The 15536-nt window shown below is 56.9% G+C and carries 14 protein-coding genes; 5 read left to right on the plus strand and 9 right to left on the minus strand.

Annotated features, from left to right (window positions below):
- Positions 1–5: 5 nt before the first annotated feature.
- From Q1J88_RS00485 to Q1J88_RS00500, 4 genes are all read right to left on the minus strand, one after another.
- Entirely contained in the window at positions 6–983 is a 978-nt protein-coding gene (locus Q1J88_RS00485) for an ABC transporter permease (protein ID WP_301115428.1), read from the minus strand.
- Positions 980–3154 (minus strand): ABC transporter substrate-binding protein, encoded by a 2175-nt coding sequence (locus Q1J88_RS00490; RefSeq protein ID WP_301115458.1) that lies wholly within the window; start codon positions 3152–3154, stop codon positions 980–982. The genes Q1J88_RS00485 and Q1J88_RS00490 overlap by 4 nt, the downstream gene beginning before the upstream one ends.
- A gap of 59 nt (positions 3155–3213) precedes the next feature.
- A complete protein-coding gene (locus tag Q1J88_RS00495) occupies positions 3214–3705 on the minus strand; it encodes a thermonuclease family protein (RefSeq protein WP_301115429.1) in 492 nt (163 codons plus the stop codon).
- 163 nt (positions 3706–3868) lie between these two features.
- Positions 3869–5506: an acyl-CoA dehydrogenase family protein gene (locus tag Q1J88_RS00500; protein ID WP_301115430.1), complete on the minus strand. Its 1638-nt coding sequence runs from the start codon at positions 5504–5506 to the stop codon at positions 3869–3871.
- Between the two features lie 158 nt (positions 5507–5664).
- Here Q1J88_RS00500 and Q1J88_RS00505 point away from each other — a divergent pair, with 158 nt between their 5' ends.
- Positions 5665–6039, plus strand: coding sequence for a DUF423 domain-containing protein (locus tag Q1J88_RS00505; protein WP_301115431.1), 375 nt, complete (start codon positions 5665–5667; stop codon positions 6037–6039).
- Between the two features lie 59 nt (positions 6040–6098).
- Positions 6099–7151, plus strand: a complete 1053-nt coding sequence (locus Q1J88_RS00510) for an adenosine deaminase (RefSeq protein ID WP_301115432.1) — start codon at positions 6099–6101, stop codon at positions 7149–7151.
- Between the two features lie 83 nt (positions 7152–7234).
- On the opposite strand, the gene Q1J88_RS00515 is transcribed toward Q1J88_RS00510, so the two are convergent.
- Positions 7235–7444: a cold-shock protein gene (locus tag Q1J88_RS00515; RefSeq protein WP_301115433.1), complete on the minus strand. Its 210-nt coding sequence runs from the start codon at positions 7442–7444 to the stop codon at positions 7235–7237.
- A 248-nt stretch (positions 7445–7692) separates the two neighbouring features.
- On the opposite strand from Q1J88_RS00515, the gene Q1J88_RS00520 reads away from it, so the two are divergent.
- Positions 7693–8244, plus strand: coding sequence for a DNA-3-methyladenine glycosylase (locus Q1J88_RS00520; RefSeq protein WP_301115434.1), 552 nt, complete (start codon positions 7693–7695; stop codon positions 8242–8244).
- A 24-nt stretch (positions 8245–8268) separates the two neighbouring features.
- Here Q1J88_RS00520 and Q1J88_RS00525 read toward each other — a convergent pair whose 3' ends face one another.
- The gene (locus Q1J88_RS00525) at positions 8269–8694 is read right to left on the minus strand and encodes a DUF3293 domain-containing protein (RefSeq protein WP_301115435.1); all 426 of its coding nucleotides are present in this window, start codon (positions 8692–8694) and stop codon (positions 8269–8271) included.
- A gap of 77 nt (positions 8695–8771) precedes the next feature.
- Between Q1J88_RS00525 and Q1J88_RS00530 the strand changes: the two genes are divergently transcribed.
- Positions 8772–10790 (plus strand): AsmA family protein, encoded by a 2019-nt coding sequence (locus Q1J88_RS00530; RefSeq protein ID WP_301115436.1) that lies wholly within the window; start codon positions 8772–8774, stop codon positions 10788–10790.
- A gap of 140 nt (positions 10791–10930) precedes the next feature.
- On the opposite strand, the gene Q1J88_RS00535 is transcribed toward Q1J88_RS00530, so the two are convergent.
- The 3 genes from Q1J88_RS00535 to phnD all read right to left on the minus strand — a co-directional run bounded on the left by Q1J88_RS00535 (position 10931) and on the right by phnD (position 14727).
- The gene (locus tag Q1J88_RS00535; protein ID WP_301115437.1) at positions 10931–12880 is read right to left on the minus strand and encodes an ABC transporter permease subunit; all 1950 of its coding nucleotides are present in this window, start codon (positions 12878–12880) and stop codon (positions 10931–10933) included.
- A gap of 38 nt (positions 12881–12918) precedes the next feature.
- On the minus strand, positions 12919–13728 hold the full coding sequence (locus Q1J88_RS00540; RefSeq protein WP_301115438.1) for an ATP-binding cassette domain-containing protein: 810 nt from the start codon (positions 13726–13728) through the stop codon (positions 12919–12921).
- A 72-nt stretch (positions 13729–13800) separates the two neighbouring features.
- Positions 13801–14727, minus strand: a complete 927-nt coding sequence (phnD, locus tag Q1J88_RS00545; RefSeq protein ID WP_301115439.1) for a phosphate/phosphite/phosphonate ABC transporter substrate-binding protein — start codon at positions 14725–14727, stop codon at positions 13801–13803.
- 194 nt (positions 14728–14921) lie between these two features.
- Between phnD and Q1J88_RS00550 the strand changes: the two genes are divergently transcribed.
- A complete protein-coding gene (locus Q1J88_RS00550) occupies positions 14922–15467 on the plus strand; it encodes a lipocalin family protein (protein WP_301115440.1) in 546 nt (181 codons plus the stop codon).
- Positions 15468–15536 lie beyond the last annotated feature (69 nt).

Below are 15536 nucleotides of genomic sequence, written 5' to 3' on the forward strand. Positions count from 1 at the left end.
GGCGTTTACTCGAAGCGGACCCGGGGGTCGAAAATCGTGTATGAAATATCGGCCAGTATCAAGCCCACGATATACAGGGCTGAACCCAGGAACACCATTGCCCGGACGATTGAAAAGTCTTGCGCATTGATGGCATCAATGGTGTAACTGCCCAAGCCGGGAATTCCGAAAAAGGATTCAGATATCAGGCTGCCCATGAACAGCAGGGGCACTGCCGACACGGCCCCCGTCAGTATGGGCAGCATGGCGTTACGCAGGACGTGGCGGAACAAGATCACCCGCTCGGCAAGGCCCTTGGCACGGGCGGTCCGTACGTAATCTTTATTTATCTCTTCCAGAAAAAGGGTTCTGTAAAAGCGGGATTCGGCTCCAAGACGCGACGCAATACCCACAATGACGGGAAGAATCAAGAACCGGATGCTGCTCCATCCTTCCATATAGCCTGAATACGGTACCCATCGCAGTACCTTGGCAAACAGCCATTGGCCCGCAATGATATAAAACAACCCCGAAATCGAAAGCAGCAGCACGCAGACGACGACCCCGGTAAAGTCCAGGGGCGTATTTCGGAAGAACACCAGCAACAGCGCAAACGAAATGCATGCCCACAATCCCAACAGGAAAGTTGGAATGGCAAGCGCCAGGCTCGGCCCCATCCGTTCGCGAATCTCATGGCCGATGCTGCGACCGCCGTCAGAAAAACCAAAATCCATCACCAGCAGCGGCGCCGACCTTTCGAAGAAAATGGTTTCGGTCAGGCGTTGTGTACCCTGCGCTTCCGCGTTATAGAACAAAGGCTTGTCATACCCGCGTTCGGCCTTCCATTTTTCAATGGCTTCGGGGCTGACGCGTTGCCCACCGATCGCCATTCGCGCCATGTCATCGGGCGTATTGACCGCAAAAAACAAGATGAAGGTAAGAAGATTGACGCCAATCAGAATGAAAATACCGTAGACCAAGCGTCGGAGGATATAGCGGCTCATTGCCCTGCTCCTTGCGACCGCTCGGCAAGGGCAGTCTCCCTTTCTCTGCGCCTTATGATGCGAATGGCCGGATATACGCCCGCCACGACCAAGGCCAGCAGTACCCATAGCGGCCACCAGACCGGCGGATTCCAGGCCTTGATGCGCTCGGCACGCATGTCGGCATCGATGCGCAGATACTGCAAGGTATTACGCACCATCTGTGTAGGCTTGGCATTGGCCACCCACGACTGATAGGCACCGCCCGATTTCGGATAGAAACCAAACATCCACGGTAAATCCCGTTGGGTGATTTCGACCATCTGTTGCACCAGGGCGTCTTTTTCGGGCCCGTCGTCCAGATAGCGCATCGACTCGAAAAGACGGTCGAATTCCGGGTTCTGATAGTTGGAGGCGTTCTCGCCTCCATGCCTGGCCTTTCCATTTGGCCCGTACAAAAGGAACAGGAAATTCTCGGCATCCGGGTAATCGGCTACCCACCCCCACATAAACATCTGTGCAGAGCCCTGACGCATCTTGTCCTGGAAACGGTTGTAGTCGGTTGCACGAACCTCAAGCTCGACGTTGAGCTTTTTAAGCTGCCGACGCATCCAGTCGACAGTAGCGTTCGATCCCATGCCGCCGGCAGAGTCAAAATGCAGGATCAGCGGCTGCCCCGTATCAGCGTGGCGTCCGTTGGGATAGCCCGCTTCGGCCAAAAGCTTTTTGGCCTCTTCGAGTGGTCTGCGCACGACCCGGCCGCCGTCGACTTCGTAAACCGAAAGGTTGGCCCCCTGCGGCGGGGCCTGATACCCCGGTATGTTTGGTGGAACCGGGCCGTGAGCAACCTGGCCCTGGTCGTTCAGGAAGATTTGGATGTATTGCTCCCAGTCGAAGGCAATACTGATGGCCTGGCGCAACTTGCGGTTCTTCTCGGCCTGCTCTGGCGTGTCGCCCCCGCCCACCACGGGATCAAGCCAGTTGAAACCCAGGTAATAGATCTGCGCTTCGGTAGAAGTGAGCAGTTGCAGCCCCCGGTCACGATAAAGTTCAGCTTTTTCTGGAGAGTCGCCCGCAGCCACCTGCATTGCTACGCCGTAACTCGAGTCGTCCGCCTCGGGAACGTCGTAGTAACCCTGCAAGAACTTGCCCATCAGAGGGACGCTTTCTTTCTCGATCGAAAAAACAATTCGGTCGATAAACGGTGTCTTCTTGCCACAGTCAATCAGCAGACCTGACTTGCCGTCCTGCTCTTCACCATTGCACGGATAGGGTTCACCGCGGAAGTTGGGATTGCGAACCAACACATGCCTGCGGTTCTGAATGGACTCAGCAAGCATGTAGGGCCCTGTGCCCACCGGCCAGGTATTTAGCGAAAGATTATGTTCCGCCATACCCGCCTGGTGATAAAAGCGATCCGCTTCCCATGGAATGGGCGCAGTGAATGTCATGGCCAGCCAGTATTTGAACTGTGGGTACTTGCCCCTGACTTCGATCCGCAGGGTGTGATCGTCGAGTGCGCGCACCCCATCGAAACCGTATTGCCGAAGATCGAGCCAGCCCGTTTTACCATTGGCCTCGCGCTGCTTCTGAATCTCCCGCAGTTGAGCACCGTATTCGCCCAGGCCCACAATATGTTCGGACATCAAGCCAAATATGGGCGAAACCACGCCCGGGCTGGCCAGCCTCCGAATGCCGTAGACGTAGTCATGGGCGGTGAGTTCACGAGTTCCCGTCAGGGCGAAATCTGTGATGGCGTATTTATCTTCGAGTTGATCGGGCGTTATGGGCCAGTAGGCGTAGTTGCCGGAGGGCTCTCTGGCAAAAGCCGGATGCGGCTGATACAGAATGCCAGGCTGTATGTTGATGTCGTACACGCTCAGGGCAATGGATTCTCCGGGGGCGTCGTCCGGTAACTGGCGACCCTGGTCATCGTAATAGACCGGATGGCTGATCCGGCTGGCAGCCCGCGGGCGAAGCTCGTAGGGGCGGGCCAGATAGTCGTAGCCGTACAAGGGTTCGTATATGGAATACGTAAACGGGGTCTCATCGGCAGAATACGAACTGGCGGGGTCAAGATACTTGGGCGAGCGCTGAGAAAATGCCGTGTACAACACGTTCTGTGCCTCGGCGCCCCGCACATAAGGACTGTTCACCGGCGCATCCGAGCAAGCGGACAACAAGCACAGCATGGACACAAGCACCACTGTCCACAGCCCGAGCCATGATTCTGCGCGTTGACCTCGATTCGCTAGCACTGCGCTTGCTTCCAGCATTGATAGCGCCACACCCAGGGAGGGATTTGCCCATCCTGACTCCAGATGCCGACACGCGCCTGGCGCGCCTTGTCTTCAAGACGGCGAAGGGACGGGTCGCGCAGGAACTTGCCCTTGCCTTCCATGTTGGCCCATGCCATTCCCGCACTCACTTGCTGTTGATTGGCAGTAAGTCCGCCAGGCAAGGGCACATCGCAAACGCTTCGTTCATAGCGATCACGTTCATAGCAGTGCAGAGTCAGAAGTTTGCCGGCGATCAGACTCGACAAGGACTTGCGTGACGCCTGGGACATGGGTTGGCCCGGGCGATCTTTATCTTTGGTAATTTCGGGTGCGTCAATGCTTGCCATGCGGATACGTTCGCGGCGCTGGTCCACGAGCAATGTGAATGTATCGCCATCTGCTACGTGAACAACGGTGCCCCGCAACTCGAACTCATACCCTGGACCCGGCTGACCGGCAGACATACGTTGCTGCTGCCAGAGGATCGCCATTAAAACCACGGCCACCGCCGCCATGCCCACACGGCGACGCGACGGCCATTGTATGGTTGACGGCGCGGCCTTTTGCGAAGACTTATGGCGGGAAGGTGACAATTTCATAGCACGAATGATATACAAAATTCCAGCATCATTCGTACCACGCCCTGCGAATAAGTTCCCTTGCGGTGTCCACCTGCCCCACCGTGCCATACAGCGCCATGGGCTGAGCCCCGAAACGGGAGCGCAGAAAAGCATCGGAAACGACTGAAGGCGCATGCCGTCGCAACAGGTTGGCCTGCGTCAGCAATACCAGCCACTGAGCCACATGGCGAGCGCAGCCCTGCAAAGTCGCTTCATCAGCAGAAACCAGGGTGGCAAGCTGCTCGGCGCGCTGGGACAGCATCGGTTCGTCCGAGCTTTCGCTGATCAGGGCGTCGATCAGAGCCCCTGCGAAGTCAGGTTCGCGTCGCAGGCCGCGCAGTACATCCAGGCACATCACATTGCCGGAGCCTTCCCAAATGGCATTGACCGGCGCCTCGCGAAACAGTCGCGGCATGGGACCGTCTTCGATATAGCCGTTGCCGCCCCATACCTCCATGCATTCAGCGGTCACCCCGACTGCCCGCTTGCATATCCAGAACTTGGCTGCGGGAGTGAGGATACGCCTGTAAGCCTGATTCAGAAGGTCGTCGTTATCAAAGGAACGCGCCAGACGCAATGCCAGCACGGTAGCGGCCTCGCTTTCCAGGGCAAGATCGGCCAGTACGGCCTGCATCAAGGGCTGGTCCACCAAGGCCCGGCCGAACGCTTGCCGGTAATCAGCATGATGTATTGCCTGCACCACCGCTTGCCGGATCAACGCTGTGCTTCCCAGGACGCAATCAAGTCGGGTTAAGGAGGCCATTTCAACCAGAGTGGCTATTCCGCGCCCCGGTTCACCCACCAATACGCCATGGGCACCCATGAATTCGACTTCAGCACTGGCATTGGAGCGATTTCCAAGCTTGTCCTTCAGCCGTTGGATCTGAACTGCGTTAAGCGTTCCATCCGGCCGCCAGCGCGGGACGAAAAAACACGAATGCTGTTCTTCGTGCTGGGCGAGAACCAGATGCGCGTCGGCAGTTGGCACGGAGAAAAACCATTTATGGCCGACCAGAGAATAGTCCGCAGCTCGTCCTCCTCTTCCCACAGGGACAGCAGTACTGGTGTTTGTACGAAGGTCTGAACCCCCTTGCTTTTCGGTCATGCCCATGCCGATCAGCATGGATTTCTTTTCAGGCAGGGGCTTGTCGGCAGGGTCATAGTCGCGCGACAGCAATAAGGGCCGCAGCATGTCGTACAAGGGCTCGCGGCTGAGTATCGGTATGGCTGCCGAGGTCATGGTCAGCGGGCACAGGGTGCCCGCTTCGATCTGGCCATGCAGCAGATACAAGGCGGCCCGACCCACCTGCGCCCCGGGTTCGGCCGCGTCCCAGGCCTGACTATGCATTCCCCTGATCATGGCCTGCTTCATGAAGACATGCCAGCCCTCGTCATAATGGACCTTGTCGACGCGGTTTCCAAACCTGTCAAAACGTTCGGCTATCGGGTGATAGATGTTGGCCCGTCGGGCGAACGCCAGCGCTTCTGACGTACCAAGCCAGGCTCCGTAATCCTCCAGGACGGCACTATAGGTACCGGCTCCTTCCCGCTGAACGGCTTCTTGCAGTGCAACGTCAGCCGTGTAAAGGTTGTAGCCTTCAAGCTCGGGAACCTGGTTTACGACTTCGTGCGTTGGCCATTTCATGGCGTCCTCCGATCTGCACCAGTGCAGGGCGTCTTCCGTGTTAAAACTTGCGTCAACTTCGACAAAACGCGGCTGATCCTTCATAGTATCGCCAAGCCGTCACCGTGCGGCAACAATGCCGGTGACTCTTCGATCATTCGTATGCATAAGGATTTTTCATGAACGATCGTACTCTGGTCATTGCAGGTGCGCTTTGCCTGCTGGCAGGTGTCGGTGCAGGAGCATTCGGTGCGCACGCGTTAAAGCGCATGCTAAGCGTCGACATGCTTCAGATCTGGCAGACTGCCGTGCTGTATCAACTGATCCATGGACTTGGAATGCTGGCAGTCGCCGCCCTGGCGGTGCGATTCCACGCGCCCTTGCTTTCATGGGCCGGCACACTCATGTTCGCAGGCATCATCCTGTTCAGTGGGTCTTTGTATGTGCTGGCACTAACCGGCACCAAATGGCTGGGTGCCGTCACCCCCATCGGGGGGACCCTGTTCATCATTGGCTGGGCACTGGTGGCAATGGCCGCATGGCGCCATGCTTAGCAGGCATCCGGCCTTGACTGCATCGATACATATAAAAAAACGTCTTACATGGGGTTGTCATGACAACGATTTCAAATAATAAGGAATTGCGCGACTTCATCATCGGTCTTCCCAAGACCGAGCTTCATCTTCACATTGAAGGCACCCTCGAGCCTGGCATGATTTTTTCTCTGGCTCAACGTAACGGCGTGACGCTCCCTTATGCGTCCGAGCAGGCGCTGCGCGACGCCTATGCGTTTACCGACCTTCAGTCATTTCTCGACCTTTACTACGCTGGAGCGGGCGTCCTTCTGACCGAACAGGACTTTCACGACATGACTATCGCTTACCTGAAGCGAGCTCATGCCGATGGCGCACGACACGTCGAGATCATGTTTGACCCTCAAACCCATACTGTTCGGGGCGTCCCCATTGACACAGTCTTCCAGGGCCTGGCATCTGCCGCAAGGCAGGCTCGTTCGCAGTGGGGGATCAGCAGTTACTTCATACTTAGCTTCCTGCGTCATCTAAGCGAAGAAGACGCGTTTGCCACCCTTGAGCAAGCCTTGCCGCTCCGAAAGGATTACGCTGACCTGTGGATTGCCATTGGTCTGGATTCGGCCGAACGAGGAAACCCACCCGAAAAATTCGCTCGGGTCTATGCGAAGTGCCGTGAGCTGGGATTCCGGCTGGTCGCTCATGCGGGCGAAGAAGGTCCGCCCGACTACGTGCGCGATGCACTCGACCTGCTCAAGGTCGAACGCATCGACCACGGGGTCCGAAGCGAAGAAGACCCGGCCCTGATGCAACGCCTTGCCGAAATGCAGATGCCGCTGACAGTCTGCCCACTTTCCAATTTGAAGCTCTGCGTGTTCGACTCCATGGAACAACACAATATTGCCCGCCTGTTGCGCCAGGGTTTACGGGTCACCGTCAATTCCGACGATCCGGCCTACTTTGGCGGCTACCTGGTTGACAACTATCTTGCGATAGCGCAGTCGCTTGATCTAGGTCGGGACGACCTGGGTGTTCTGGCGCGCAACAGCATTCTGGCCTCTTTCTTGCCAGACTCCGACAAGCAATCCTTGCTCAACGAACTCGATAATTACCTGGCAAAGCACAACGTGATTTGACGGGCAATAAAAAACCCCATCGCATGATGGGGTTTTTTTTGAAAGCCTGCTGCCCGATCAGGCAGCAGGCAACCAGGCAATATTCAGATAACCTGGATCGACTTGGCTTGAGGACCTTTCTGGCCTTCAGCAGACACGTAAGAAACGCGCTGGTTCTCTTCGAGGGTTTTGAAGCCCGTGCCCATGATGTCGGTGTGATGTGCAAAGAGATCTTTGCCACCGGCCTCAGGCTTGATGAAGCCGTAGCCTTTTTCGTTGTTGAACCATTTAACAATACCAGTTTCAGTTTGCATTTTTGCAACCCTTTAAAAATATGAGCAAAACGCCCGGGGAACAGACTATCAAGGGTGGAGATGGAGCAAAAAAGTACTGTTTTTGGTACTGATTGGACAAACTACAACGAACTTGAAAATCTAGCGAATCATCGTAGCGGTGGGCCATGTCCAAGTCAAGCGATAATTACCAAAATCTTCGATTTTTTTGCGACAAGACGTTTTGCCGCAAAATCACAACACTACATCACACCCAAACCGATATTTTCATGCAAAGGCTACCCCGCGATTTCTACGCCCGAGACACTGTGACTGTCGCTCGAGATTTACTCGGGAAAACACTGGTGCACCATGTTGAAGGTCGACCGCGCATGGCACGAATTGTCGAGGTCGAAGCCTATCTCGGTCCTTCCGATCTGGCGGCACACTCATCCAAAGGCCTTACCCCCCGCACGCGCGCCATGTTTGGACCGCCGGGTCACGCCTATGTATACCTGATCTATGGCATGCATCATTGCATGAATGTCGTTACCGAACCCGAAGGCAGCGGAACCGGCGTCTTGCTACGTGCCGTAGAGCCGCTGGCCAATGTCCAGGGCAATACCAAGGGTCCGGGCCTGCTGACGCGGGCCTTGGGAATTGACCTTAGCCATTACGGACACGACCTTTGCAGTGACGAACTGCATCTGCTGGCATCCGAAAGCGATCCCGCTCCGGAAATCGTCTCCCGCCCTCGGGTGGGCGTAGCCTACGCCCAGGAATGGGCAGAAAAACCGTTGCGCTTCTATATCGCCGGAAATCCGTTCATATCCCGCAAATAGCGAGGGTGACACTGTTCAGCTGCCTCATCGCAGAAGCAGCAGTTCGGGTACACAATTGGCCTCACACATTACAACCGCGTTCTGATCAAAGTCCCGACCCAACGCGGCAGCCAGCTCGCGGCTTACCCCCAGGACAAGCAAACTGGCCTCAGCCGGCCATGGGCCCGAAAAATGCTGACCGCTTCCGCAGAAATAGGGCCACCCCCTCTGCTCTACAAGGTCGACAAGCTTTTGCTGCCGTTGAGCATTCTGGTCTGAGCTCAACAGACGGCTGAAAGGATTGCAGGCTGTGACAACAACGCTGGAACGTACACCATATTGTTCGTGCAGTTCCAGGAGCGGCTGACTGAACTGACCGATCCTGAGCGTGAACGGGTGCGGCGCATAGACCCGATAGTCAGTCTGACGATACGCAGCAAGTGTCGAAGCAGGAATAACAGAGGTGGCCATGGCCTGATCCTACAACAGACAGTGCGCCGCGAATATGCGGGCGGCGGACGCAAAAGCGATGCGCATAGAGGCTGCTTATGTCCCGTTACGCGAGGATCCTGCTTTGTATTGTATTGTCCCTTGCGCTTGTGGTTGCAGTGGGAATCACCGCGATCTCCATTTTCAATTGGAATTGGGCCAAACCCTGGGTAGAAGGACAACTTGGCACACTGCTGCATCGTGAAGTGCAGATCGAAGGACGGCTGGAAGTTGATTGGAAGCGGCCGCCCAAAGGCGCGGGATGGCGTAGCCGGATACCCTGGCCTGAAATCACTGCCAACAATGTCAGAGTAGCGCAACCCGACTGGACCCAAAGCGACGTCGATATGGGCCGCGCCCAACAACTCAGGCTTCTCGTCGATCCCGGCGCCCTCTTTGCCAACACCGTTCGCGTCGCTCGCCTCGAGTTGAAAAACGCGGATCTGGATCTGCAGCGCACCCGGACGGGATCCCGAAACTGGACTTTGCGCGAGACATCGGAAACATCCGATGAGCCTGCAAAGTGGCAGTTTGCGCTTCAAGACCTGGCCATGGAAAACGTAAAGATTCGAATCCGTGACCCCTCGCTTGAATTGGATATAAAGGCAAGGATCGACTCCCTGGCTGACAACCAGTCATCCGGTTATGCGGTCGGCTGGCAGGCCGAAGGGCAATACAAAGAGGGTGAGATATCCGGGCAAGGCAAGGCTGGCGGCCTGCTGGCGCTCCAGGAAAGCAGCCCGGCAATAAATGCCCCGTTCCCTTTAGAAGCACAGCTAAAGTTTGGCAGCACGTCGACCCAGTTTGAGGGGACCATCACTCGGCCAGCGCAGTTGGCCGCAGTGGACCTTCAGTTCCGCCTCGGGGGTGCCACCATGGCCGACCTGAACCCCTTGTTTGGTACGGCGCTTCCCAACACACCTCCATACGAAACTGAAGGCCGCCTCGTCGGTGAACTTGCCTCGGAGGAGGATGTGTGGCGATATGAAGACTTCACCGGAAAGGTAGGCTCCAGCGACATCAGGGGAACCGTGCAATATCACATTCGCGAGCCGCGCCCGCTCCTCACGGGGACGCTTGAGTCGGAACTGCTGCGTTTCAAGGATCTGGGCCCCCTGGTCGGAGTGGATGAGCGCCAGGAGAAAAAAAACACGACCAAGCGCCAGCCGGCTGACAAGGCGGTACCGGTGGACACCATCGATACTGACACCTGGGACATGATGGATGCTGACGTCCATTTCAAGGGCAAACAAATCGTACGAAACGAAAACCTGCCGCTTGACAACCTGGAGGCCAAAATAAAACTGCAGAATCGGAACTTATCCCTGGTTCCCCTTAACTTTGGCATGGCTGGTGGAAGCTTGCGCACCGAGGTGGAACTGGACGGACGCAACAAACAGATCAAGGCACGCCTGAAAGCGACGGCTCGCGGTCTGCAACTCAGAAAATTGCTGCGTGGCGCGGAATCGATGCGCGCCAGCCTGGGTACCGTCAACGCCGATGCATCGCTCTCAAGCCTGGGAAATTCATTCGCCGAACTTCTGGGCAAATCGAATGGGGAATTCAAGGCTGTGGTGACCAAGGGGACAGTCAGCCACTTTTTGCTAGAAGCGGCCGGCCTCAATATCGCTGACATGGTGATCGTAAAACTGTTCGGTGATGAGCAGATAATGCTCAACTGCCTCGCTGCCGACTTTGACGTGAAGAATGGCTTGATGCAGACAAAGGCCTTCAAGCTCGACACGGACGATGCGGCCATCGACATTACCGGCACCATCAACCTGGCCTCCGAGAAACTGGATCTGGACATCGACCCGGAAAACAAATCACTGCGCATATTCACCTTACGCACGCCCCTTTATGTGCGCGGCACGTTCAAGAACCCCGACGTAGGGGTGCATGAGGGGCCGATTGCTGCAAGGGCCGGAGCCGCCGTTGCGCTGGGAGTGATTGCTACGCCTTTGGCTGCCCTGATTCCTTTGCTTAACCTGGGAACGAACGATACCAACGAGTGCGCCCCACTTATGAAGACGGCAAAAGAAAAGCCAAAGGCTCCCCGGCCAGGCAAGCAAAAGTAACCTGAAGGGCAATCTTGTCTTGCTTCCGTACGTGCTTCCGTACGTGCTTCCGTACGTGCTTCCGTACTTGTTTCCGTGATTGCCTCCGTAATTGCATCCTCGAGTGTGGCCGCAAGTGCATCGGCGACTGCGTCCGTACTCTAACTGCGTCCCACTCGCGACAGGTTCAAGATGCGCACGCTGCGGTCGATGAGCACCGTCAGCAAGATCATGACGAGAAGGTAAGTTCCGGCGCGCTCGAAGCGGAACCACTCAAAATTGAAATTGAACTGGAATCCCAAGCCACCTACGCCGATCAAGCCCAGCACCACCGCAGCCCTGACATTGCTTTCAAACTGAAAAAAAACATAGGTTGTCCAGTCTCTCCATGCCAAAGGTGCCGCCACCATCGCATATGCAGCAGGTCGGGACGCGCCACACGAGAGCTCGAATCGATTCAGTGCAAGGTTATCTACGGCTTCGCCAAATACTCGGGTCAAGACGCCCACAGTGTGGACGGCAATCGCGAGGGTGCCAGCCACCAATCCCGGGCCAAAGAATGCAATGAACAGAAACGCCCACATTACCTCCGGGACACCCCGCGAAATCATGGCTGTCAGACGGGCAAGCACCAGTTGACCGGTTCGCCAGGCTCGTAGCCACCCAGGCGCGGTTTCGCCACTGAAATGACCGGATTTCAACTGGAAGGTTGCCGAATGCAGATAGGTCAACAAGATAGTCACTGCTACACCCAGCACAGTACCCACTACGCCAATCGCCAGGGGCACTGCGGCGGATTCTATGGCACGCCATACGAACCACTTGCGCAGCTCGTCCAGCCACGTTGCCCAAGCCTGCCCATTCCAGAACTGGCCCGGACCGTATTGGGAAAACAGCTCAACTGCCTTGCCCTCGGCCTTCCGTTTTGCGATTTCATCCTCGGGGCCGATGCCGATAGCGGTCAAGTCAAACTCGGGCGATACAAGCCGCTGAAAGAACCGAAGGTTGTCCCACGCCTTGCCGCCAAGCAGTTCGGCGGCAGGCGCAAGATGGTTCCGTGCTGTGCCTCCTTCGCCCGCCCGGTTACCCCAGCCCATGAACCAAAGTGACCAGAGCATTACTAGAACAACGAATCCCGCGGCATACCATGGACGTCGAGGCGGTCGAGAAGCCGCCGAGCCAGCGCCTCGACCGGAAGGGGCTGCGGTTCTCGCGGCGCGGACTGCGTCCCCACGAAGCATACTGCGCACGTAATTACTGGCCAGATCAGCGGTCAGGGTCAGAAATAAGGTGAAAAGGATTAGCGTGCTGACTTTATCCCACGCTCCGAACCGGATCTGGTACCAGATTTCCGATCCCAGGCCCCCACCACCAACAGCGCCGATCACGGCGGCATTGCGGATTGCGCATTCGGTACGCATTAAAGTAAAGGACAATACGTTCCGCGAAGCCAAAGGGCGAATTCCATACAGGAAAGTGGCAAGACGGCCCCCGCCCTGACTACGCACCTGGGCGTAGCGAGATTCTTCGACTCCGTCCCACAGCTCGCTATAAACCTTGGCCAGGATTCCCGTAATATTGAGCGCGAGGGCAAGTGCACCGGTCAACGGGCCCAAACCGATCATGGCCACCAAGATCACTGCCCACACAAAGTCTGGCACCGCCCTAAGCACATCTTGCGTCAATCGGCAGATAGCGCACAGCAAGGCCGCTGGCGAACGCAAAGGAAAATGCCGCCAAGCCCGTCTCATACGGCCGGCAGGCAGGAAGCTTGCCACAAACCCTTCCCGCTCCTCGCCCACGCAAACCGCACGACTTGATCCCATCGCCAGGGGCCATGCCAGAAGGACGGCAACGACTGTGCCCAGGACAGCCGCCGACAAGGTCTGAAGGGTGAGGTCCCACGAGTGCCAGAGAAATTCCGTGGAAAAATCGGGAGACAGGAATGCCCCCAGCCAGGCACCCATCCGGCGCGCGGCCTCTGCCCGTCGGTGTGCGTCGAATAGTACGTCCCAATCCCACTCGACAGAAAAGCCCGCCGCCAGCAATGCCAGCAGCAACAGGAGCAAGGCAATGAAACTACCTACCGGACGATGTTCATGACGTCGCATCGCCGACCCTTGCCTTGGCATCGCCGACCCTTGCCTTGTCATGCGAGCAACGCCATTTCATCCAGGTGCAGCGCGCGATACTCGGCACCATACAGCTCGCGCAGCAGATGCTGGCTGATATCTCCCGGTTCGCCCTGCCAAAATATTCGTCCTGCCCTCAATGCAATAACCCGATCAAAGTTGCCTTGCAACAGATCCAGCGTATGGAGATTGACAAGTAGCGTGGCACGGTCGCGCCGCGCTATTGCGCATAGCAGGCCAATGATCTCCTGGCCAAGTCGAAGATCAAGTGCGCTGACAGGTTCATCTGCCAGCACCAGTCGCGGCTGCTGGACAATGAGACGCGCTACGGCGACGCGCTGCTGCTGACCACCCGACAGCTCATCCGGCAAGGACCAAAGCCTGTCGGCCAGCTCAACCTGCGACAGCGCACTGACCGCACTCTGAATTTCCTGCGGCCACAACAGTGAAAACACCGCCCTGGGAAGCGACCAGTAGCCCAAACGCCCCATGAGGACGTTATGCACTACGCGCAGTTGCGGAATGAGATTGTCGTGCTGATGCAGAAAGCCAATCTCGCGGCGCAGACGGGCAAGCCGTTTCCCGTGCAGTTGAGAGACGTCTTGCCCAAGCGTCGTCACACTTCCCTGAACAGGTTTGATCAAGCCGGCAATCACGCGGAACAGGGAGGTCTTGCCAGCGCCGGATGGACCAATAATGGCTACGCGCTCGCCAAGCGCGATACAAACATCAATATCAGCGAGCACCCGATGCGATCCGTACGCCACGGAAACGTTTTCGATATGCACGGGTATTGCGGATTTTGCCGAATGAGCGGGTGGGATCATGGTTGCGGTTCCGAACGGGGATGAACGGCCTTGCTCGACCCTTTGCTGCGGCAAGGCCTTCAAACGGATGCGTCAGTTGCCGATGTCCAGACCGGCTTCAAGCAGATCCACAACACTTTGCCATTCTGAAATATCCGCCTCGACGAACTTGCCGGCCTTGAGGTATTTGAGTACTTTGGCGCCGTTTTCGTCGCTGGCGTCCAAGGCAAGCAAGGCCGTACGAAGCTGGCCCAAGAGTTCCGGCCCCAGATCAGCGCGCGCGGTCAGCGCGTAATCGATGTACGGAGGTGTCTTGTAGATAATGGGCGCCTTTTCCTGAAGATCAGCTGGAGCCTTGTCCCAGCTGGCAAAGTTCAGGGCACCTACCTGATGCGTGCCGTCGGCCACCATCCGCATCACAACATCATGACTTCCGGAATAAGCGACAGTCCGGAACACTTTTTCGGGAGTCATGCCTGTCTGATCGATGAAGAACTTGCGCGGCATCACGTGTCCTGAGGTGCTGCTCTTGCTACCGAACGTGAACGTCCAGTTCTTGCCTTTGGCGGCCTTTGCAAGCTCGCTCAGGTCAGGCAGTTGACCCAGTTGGGTATTCGGGTTGGCAATGAAATAACTGACGAATCCCTTATCAATATCGCGAGAACCCAAAATGGTGATGTCTTCACCCATTTGCATGCGGGCCTGAGCGGTTGTAACGCCCCCAAGCCAGGCAATATGGGCTCGGCCCGTCGCCAGCGCCGTCACGCTGGCTGCGTAATTCTCAACGTGCATGTATTCGACGGGGATGCCAACGGCTTCACCCAGATAACTGGCCAGCGCGCCGAAATTCTCGCGCATCCGGTCAGCGTCACCGTCGTCGGGAATGGCAGTAACGATGAGTTTGGAAGGGGCTTGTTGCGCGCCGGCTGGCGCGCCAAGAGTCAGAGTAAGTGCAGTAGTAAGGGATAAAGCGAACAACGAGTGCAGATACTTCCTGCGCACGGCAGAGAATGTATTCATGGGAAGACTCCGGTAGGTTCGATTTTGGCAACTACAGCACCAGGCCGAACGGCACTGGGTCGGAGCTGAACCGCTCCTGGAAGGCAAGCCCAGCCATGCTAACACTGAAATGCAACAGCGTCGATACTGGGGACAAGGGGCTCGGGCACGCAAAATGCCAGTCTGCCGGCTATTACAGATACGGAAAACAGCTCATGAAAAGAATGATTGCAGCATCCGGCTTCGCCCTGCTTGCAGGCTGCGCGACTACGCAAAACGACCTGCCCACACAATCCGACCTGGATCTGGATAAATATGCAGGTACCTGGTTTGAGCAAGCGCGGCTTCCCAACCGGTTTCAGAAAGACTGTATCGGCGAAGTGCGAGCCGACTACACACTCAAGCCCAACAACAGATTAGAGGTCGTCAACCAATGCAAGGCGCGGGACGGCAGCGTTAAAACCGCAGGCGGAGAGGGGCGACTGAACCCATCGTTTGCTCCACCCGATCCCGCCAGACTGGAGATTCGGTTCGCACCCCAGTGGACATCCTGGATACCCATGGTGTGGGGCGACTACTGGATCATCCGGGTAGCAGGCGATTACAACCATTCTCTCGTCGGAACGCCCGACCGAAAGTACCTGTGGGTCTTGTCCCGGCAGCGGACGGCAGATGCTGCATCTGTGCAAGCATTGCTGGACTACGCAGCGACCTTGGGCTTTGCTACTGACGATATACGGCGAACATCAAGTCAGCAGTGACTGGCAGATGCCGGGTCGTGCAGCCAGACTGCTGACCGGAACAGGCGGACATCGGCCACCTGCCCTATT

Origin of the sequence: Pusillimonas sp., from assembly GCF_029263785.1 — a bacterium.
Taxonomy (GTDB): Bacteria; Pseudomonadota; Gammaproteobacteria; order Burkholderiales; family Burkholderiaceae_B; genus Pusillimonas.

What these genes read in the sequence shown, in the direction of transcription:
- Q1J88_RS00485 (WP_301115428.1), bottom strand. Translation starts at nt 983, where the DNA reads ATGAGCCGCTATATCCTCCGACGCTTGGTCTACGGTATTTTCATTCTG.
- Q1J88_RS00490 (WP_301115458.1), bottom strand. Translation starts at nt 3,154, where the DNA reads ATGCTGTGCTTGTTGTCCGCTTGCTCGGATGCGCCGGTGAACAGTCCT.
- Q1J88_RS00495 (WP_301115429.1), bottom strand. Translation starts at nt 3,705, where the DNA reads ATGTCTGCCGGTCAGCCGGGTCCAGGGTATGAGTTCGAGTTGCGGGGC.
- Q1J88_RS00500 (WP_301115430.1), bottom strand. Translation starts at nt 5,506, where the DNA reads ATGAAATGGCCAACGCACGAAGTCGTAAACCAGGTTCCCGAGCTTGAA.
- Q1J88_RS00505 (WP_301115431.1), top strand. Translation starts at nt 5,665, where the DNA reads ATGAACGATCGTACTCTGGTCATTGCAGGTGCGCTTTGCCTGCTGGCA.
- Q1J88_RS00510 (WP_301115432.1), top strand. Translation starts at nt 6,099, where the DNA reads ATGACAACGATTTCAAATAATAAGGAATTGCGCGACTTCATCATCGGT.
- Q1J88_RS00515 (WP_301115433.1), bottom strand. Translation starts at nt 7,444, where the DNA reads ATGCAAACTGAAACTGGTATTGTTAAATGGTTCAACAACGAAAAAGGC.
- Q1J88_RS00520 (WP_301115434.1), top strand. Translation starts at nt 7,693, where the DNA reads ATGCAAAGGCTACCCCGCGATTTCTACGCCCGAGACACTGTGACTGTC.
- Q1J88_RS00525 (WP_301115435.1), bottom strand. Translation starts at nt 8,694, where the DNA reads ATGGCCACCTCTGTTATTCCTGCTTCGACACTTGCTGCGTATCGTCAG.
- Q1J88_RS00530 (WP_301115436.1), top strand. Translation starts at nt 8,772, where the DNA reads ATGTCCCGTTACGCGAGGATCCTGCTTTGTATTGTATTGTCCCTTGCG.
- Q1J88_RS00535 (WP_301115437.1), bottom strand. Translation starts at nt 12,880, where the DNA reads ATGCGACGTCATGAACATCGTCCGGTAGGTAGTTTCATTGCCTTGCTC.
- Q1J88_RS00540 (WP_301115438.1), bottom strand. Translation starts at nt 13,728, where the DNA reads ATGATCCCACCCGCTCATTCGGCAAAATCCGCAATACCCGTGCATATC.
- phnD (WP_301115439.1), bottom strand. Translation starts at nt 14,727, where the DNA reads ATGAATACATTCTCTGCCGTGCGCAGGAAGTATCTGCACTCGTTGTTC.
- Q1J88_RS00550 (WP_301115440.1), top strand. Translation starts at nt 14,922, where the DNA reads ATGAAAAGAATGATTGCAGCATCCGGCTTCGCCCTGCTTGCAGGCTGC.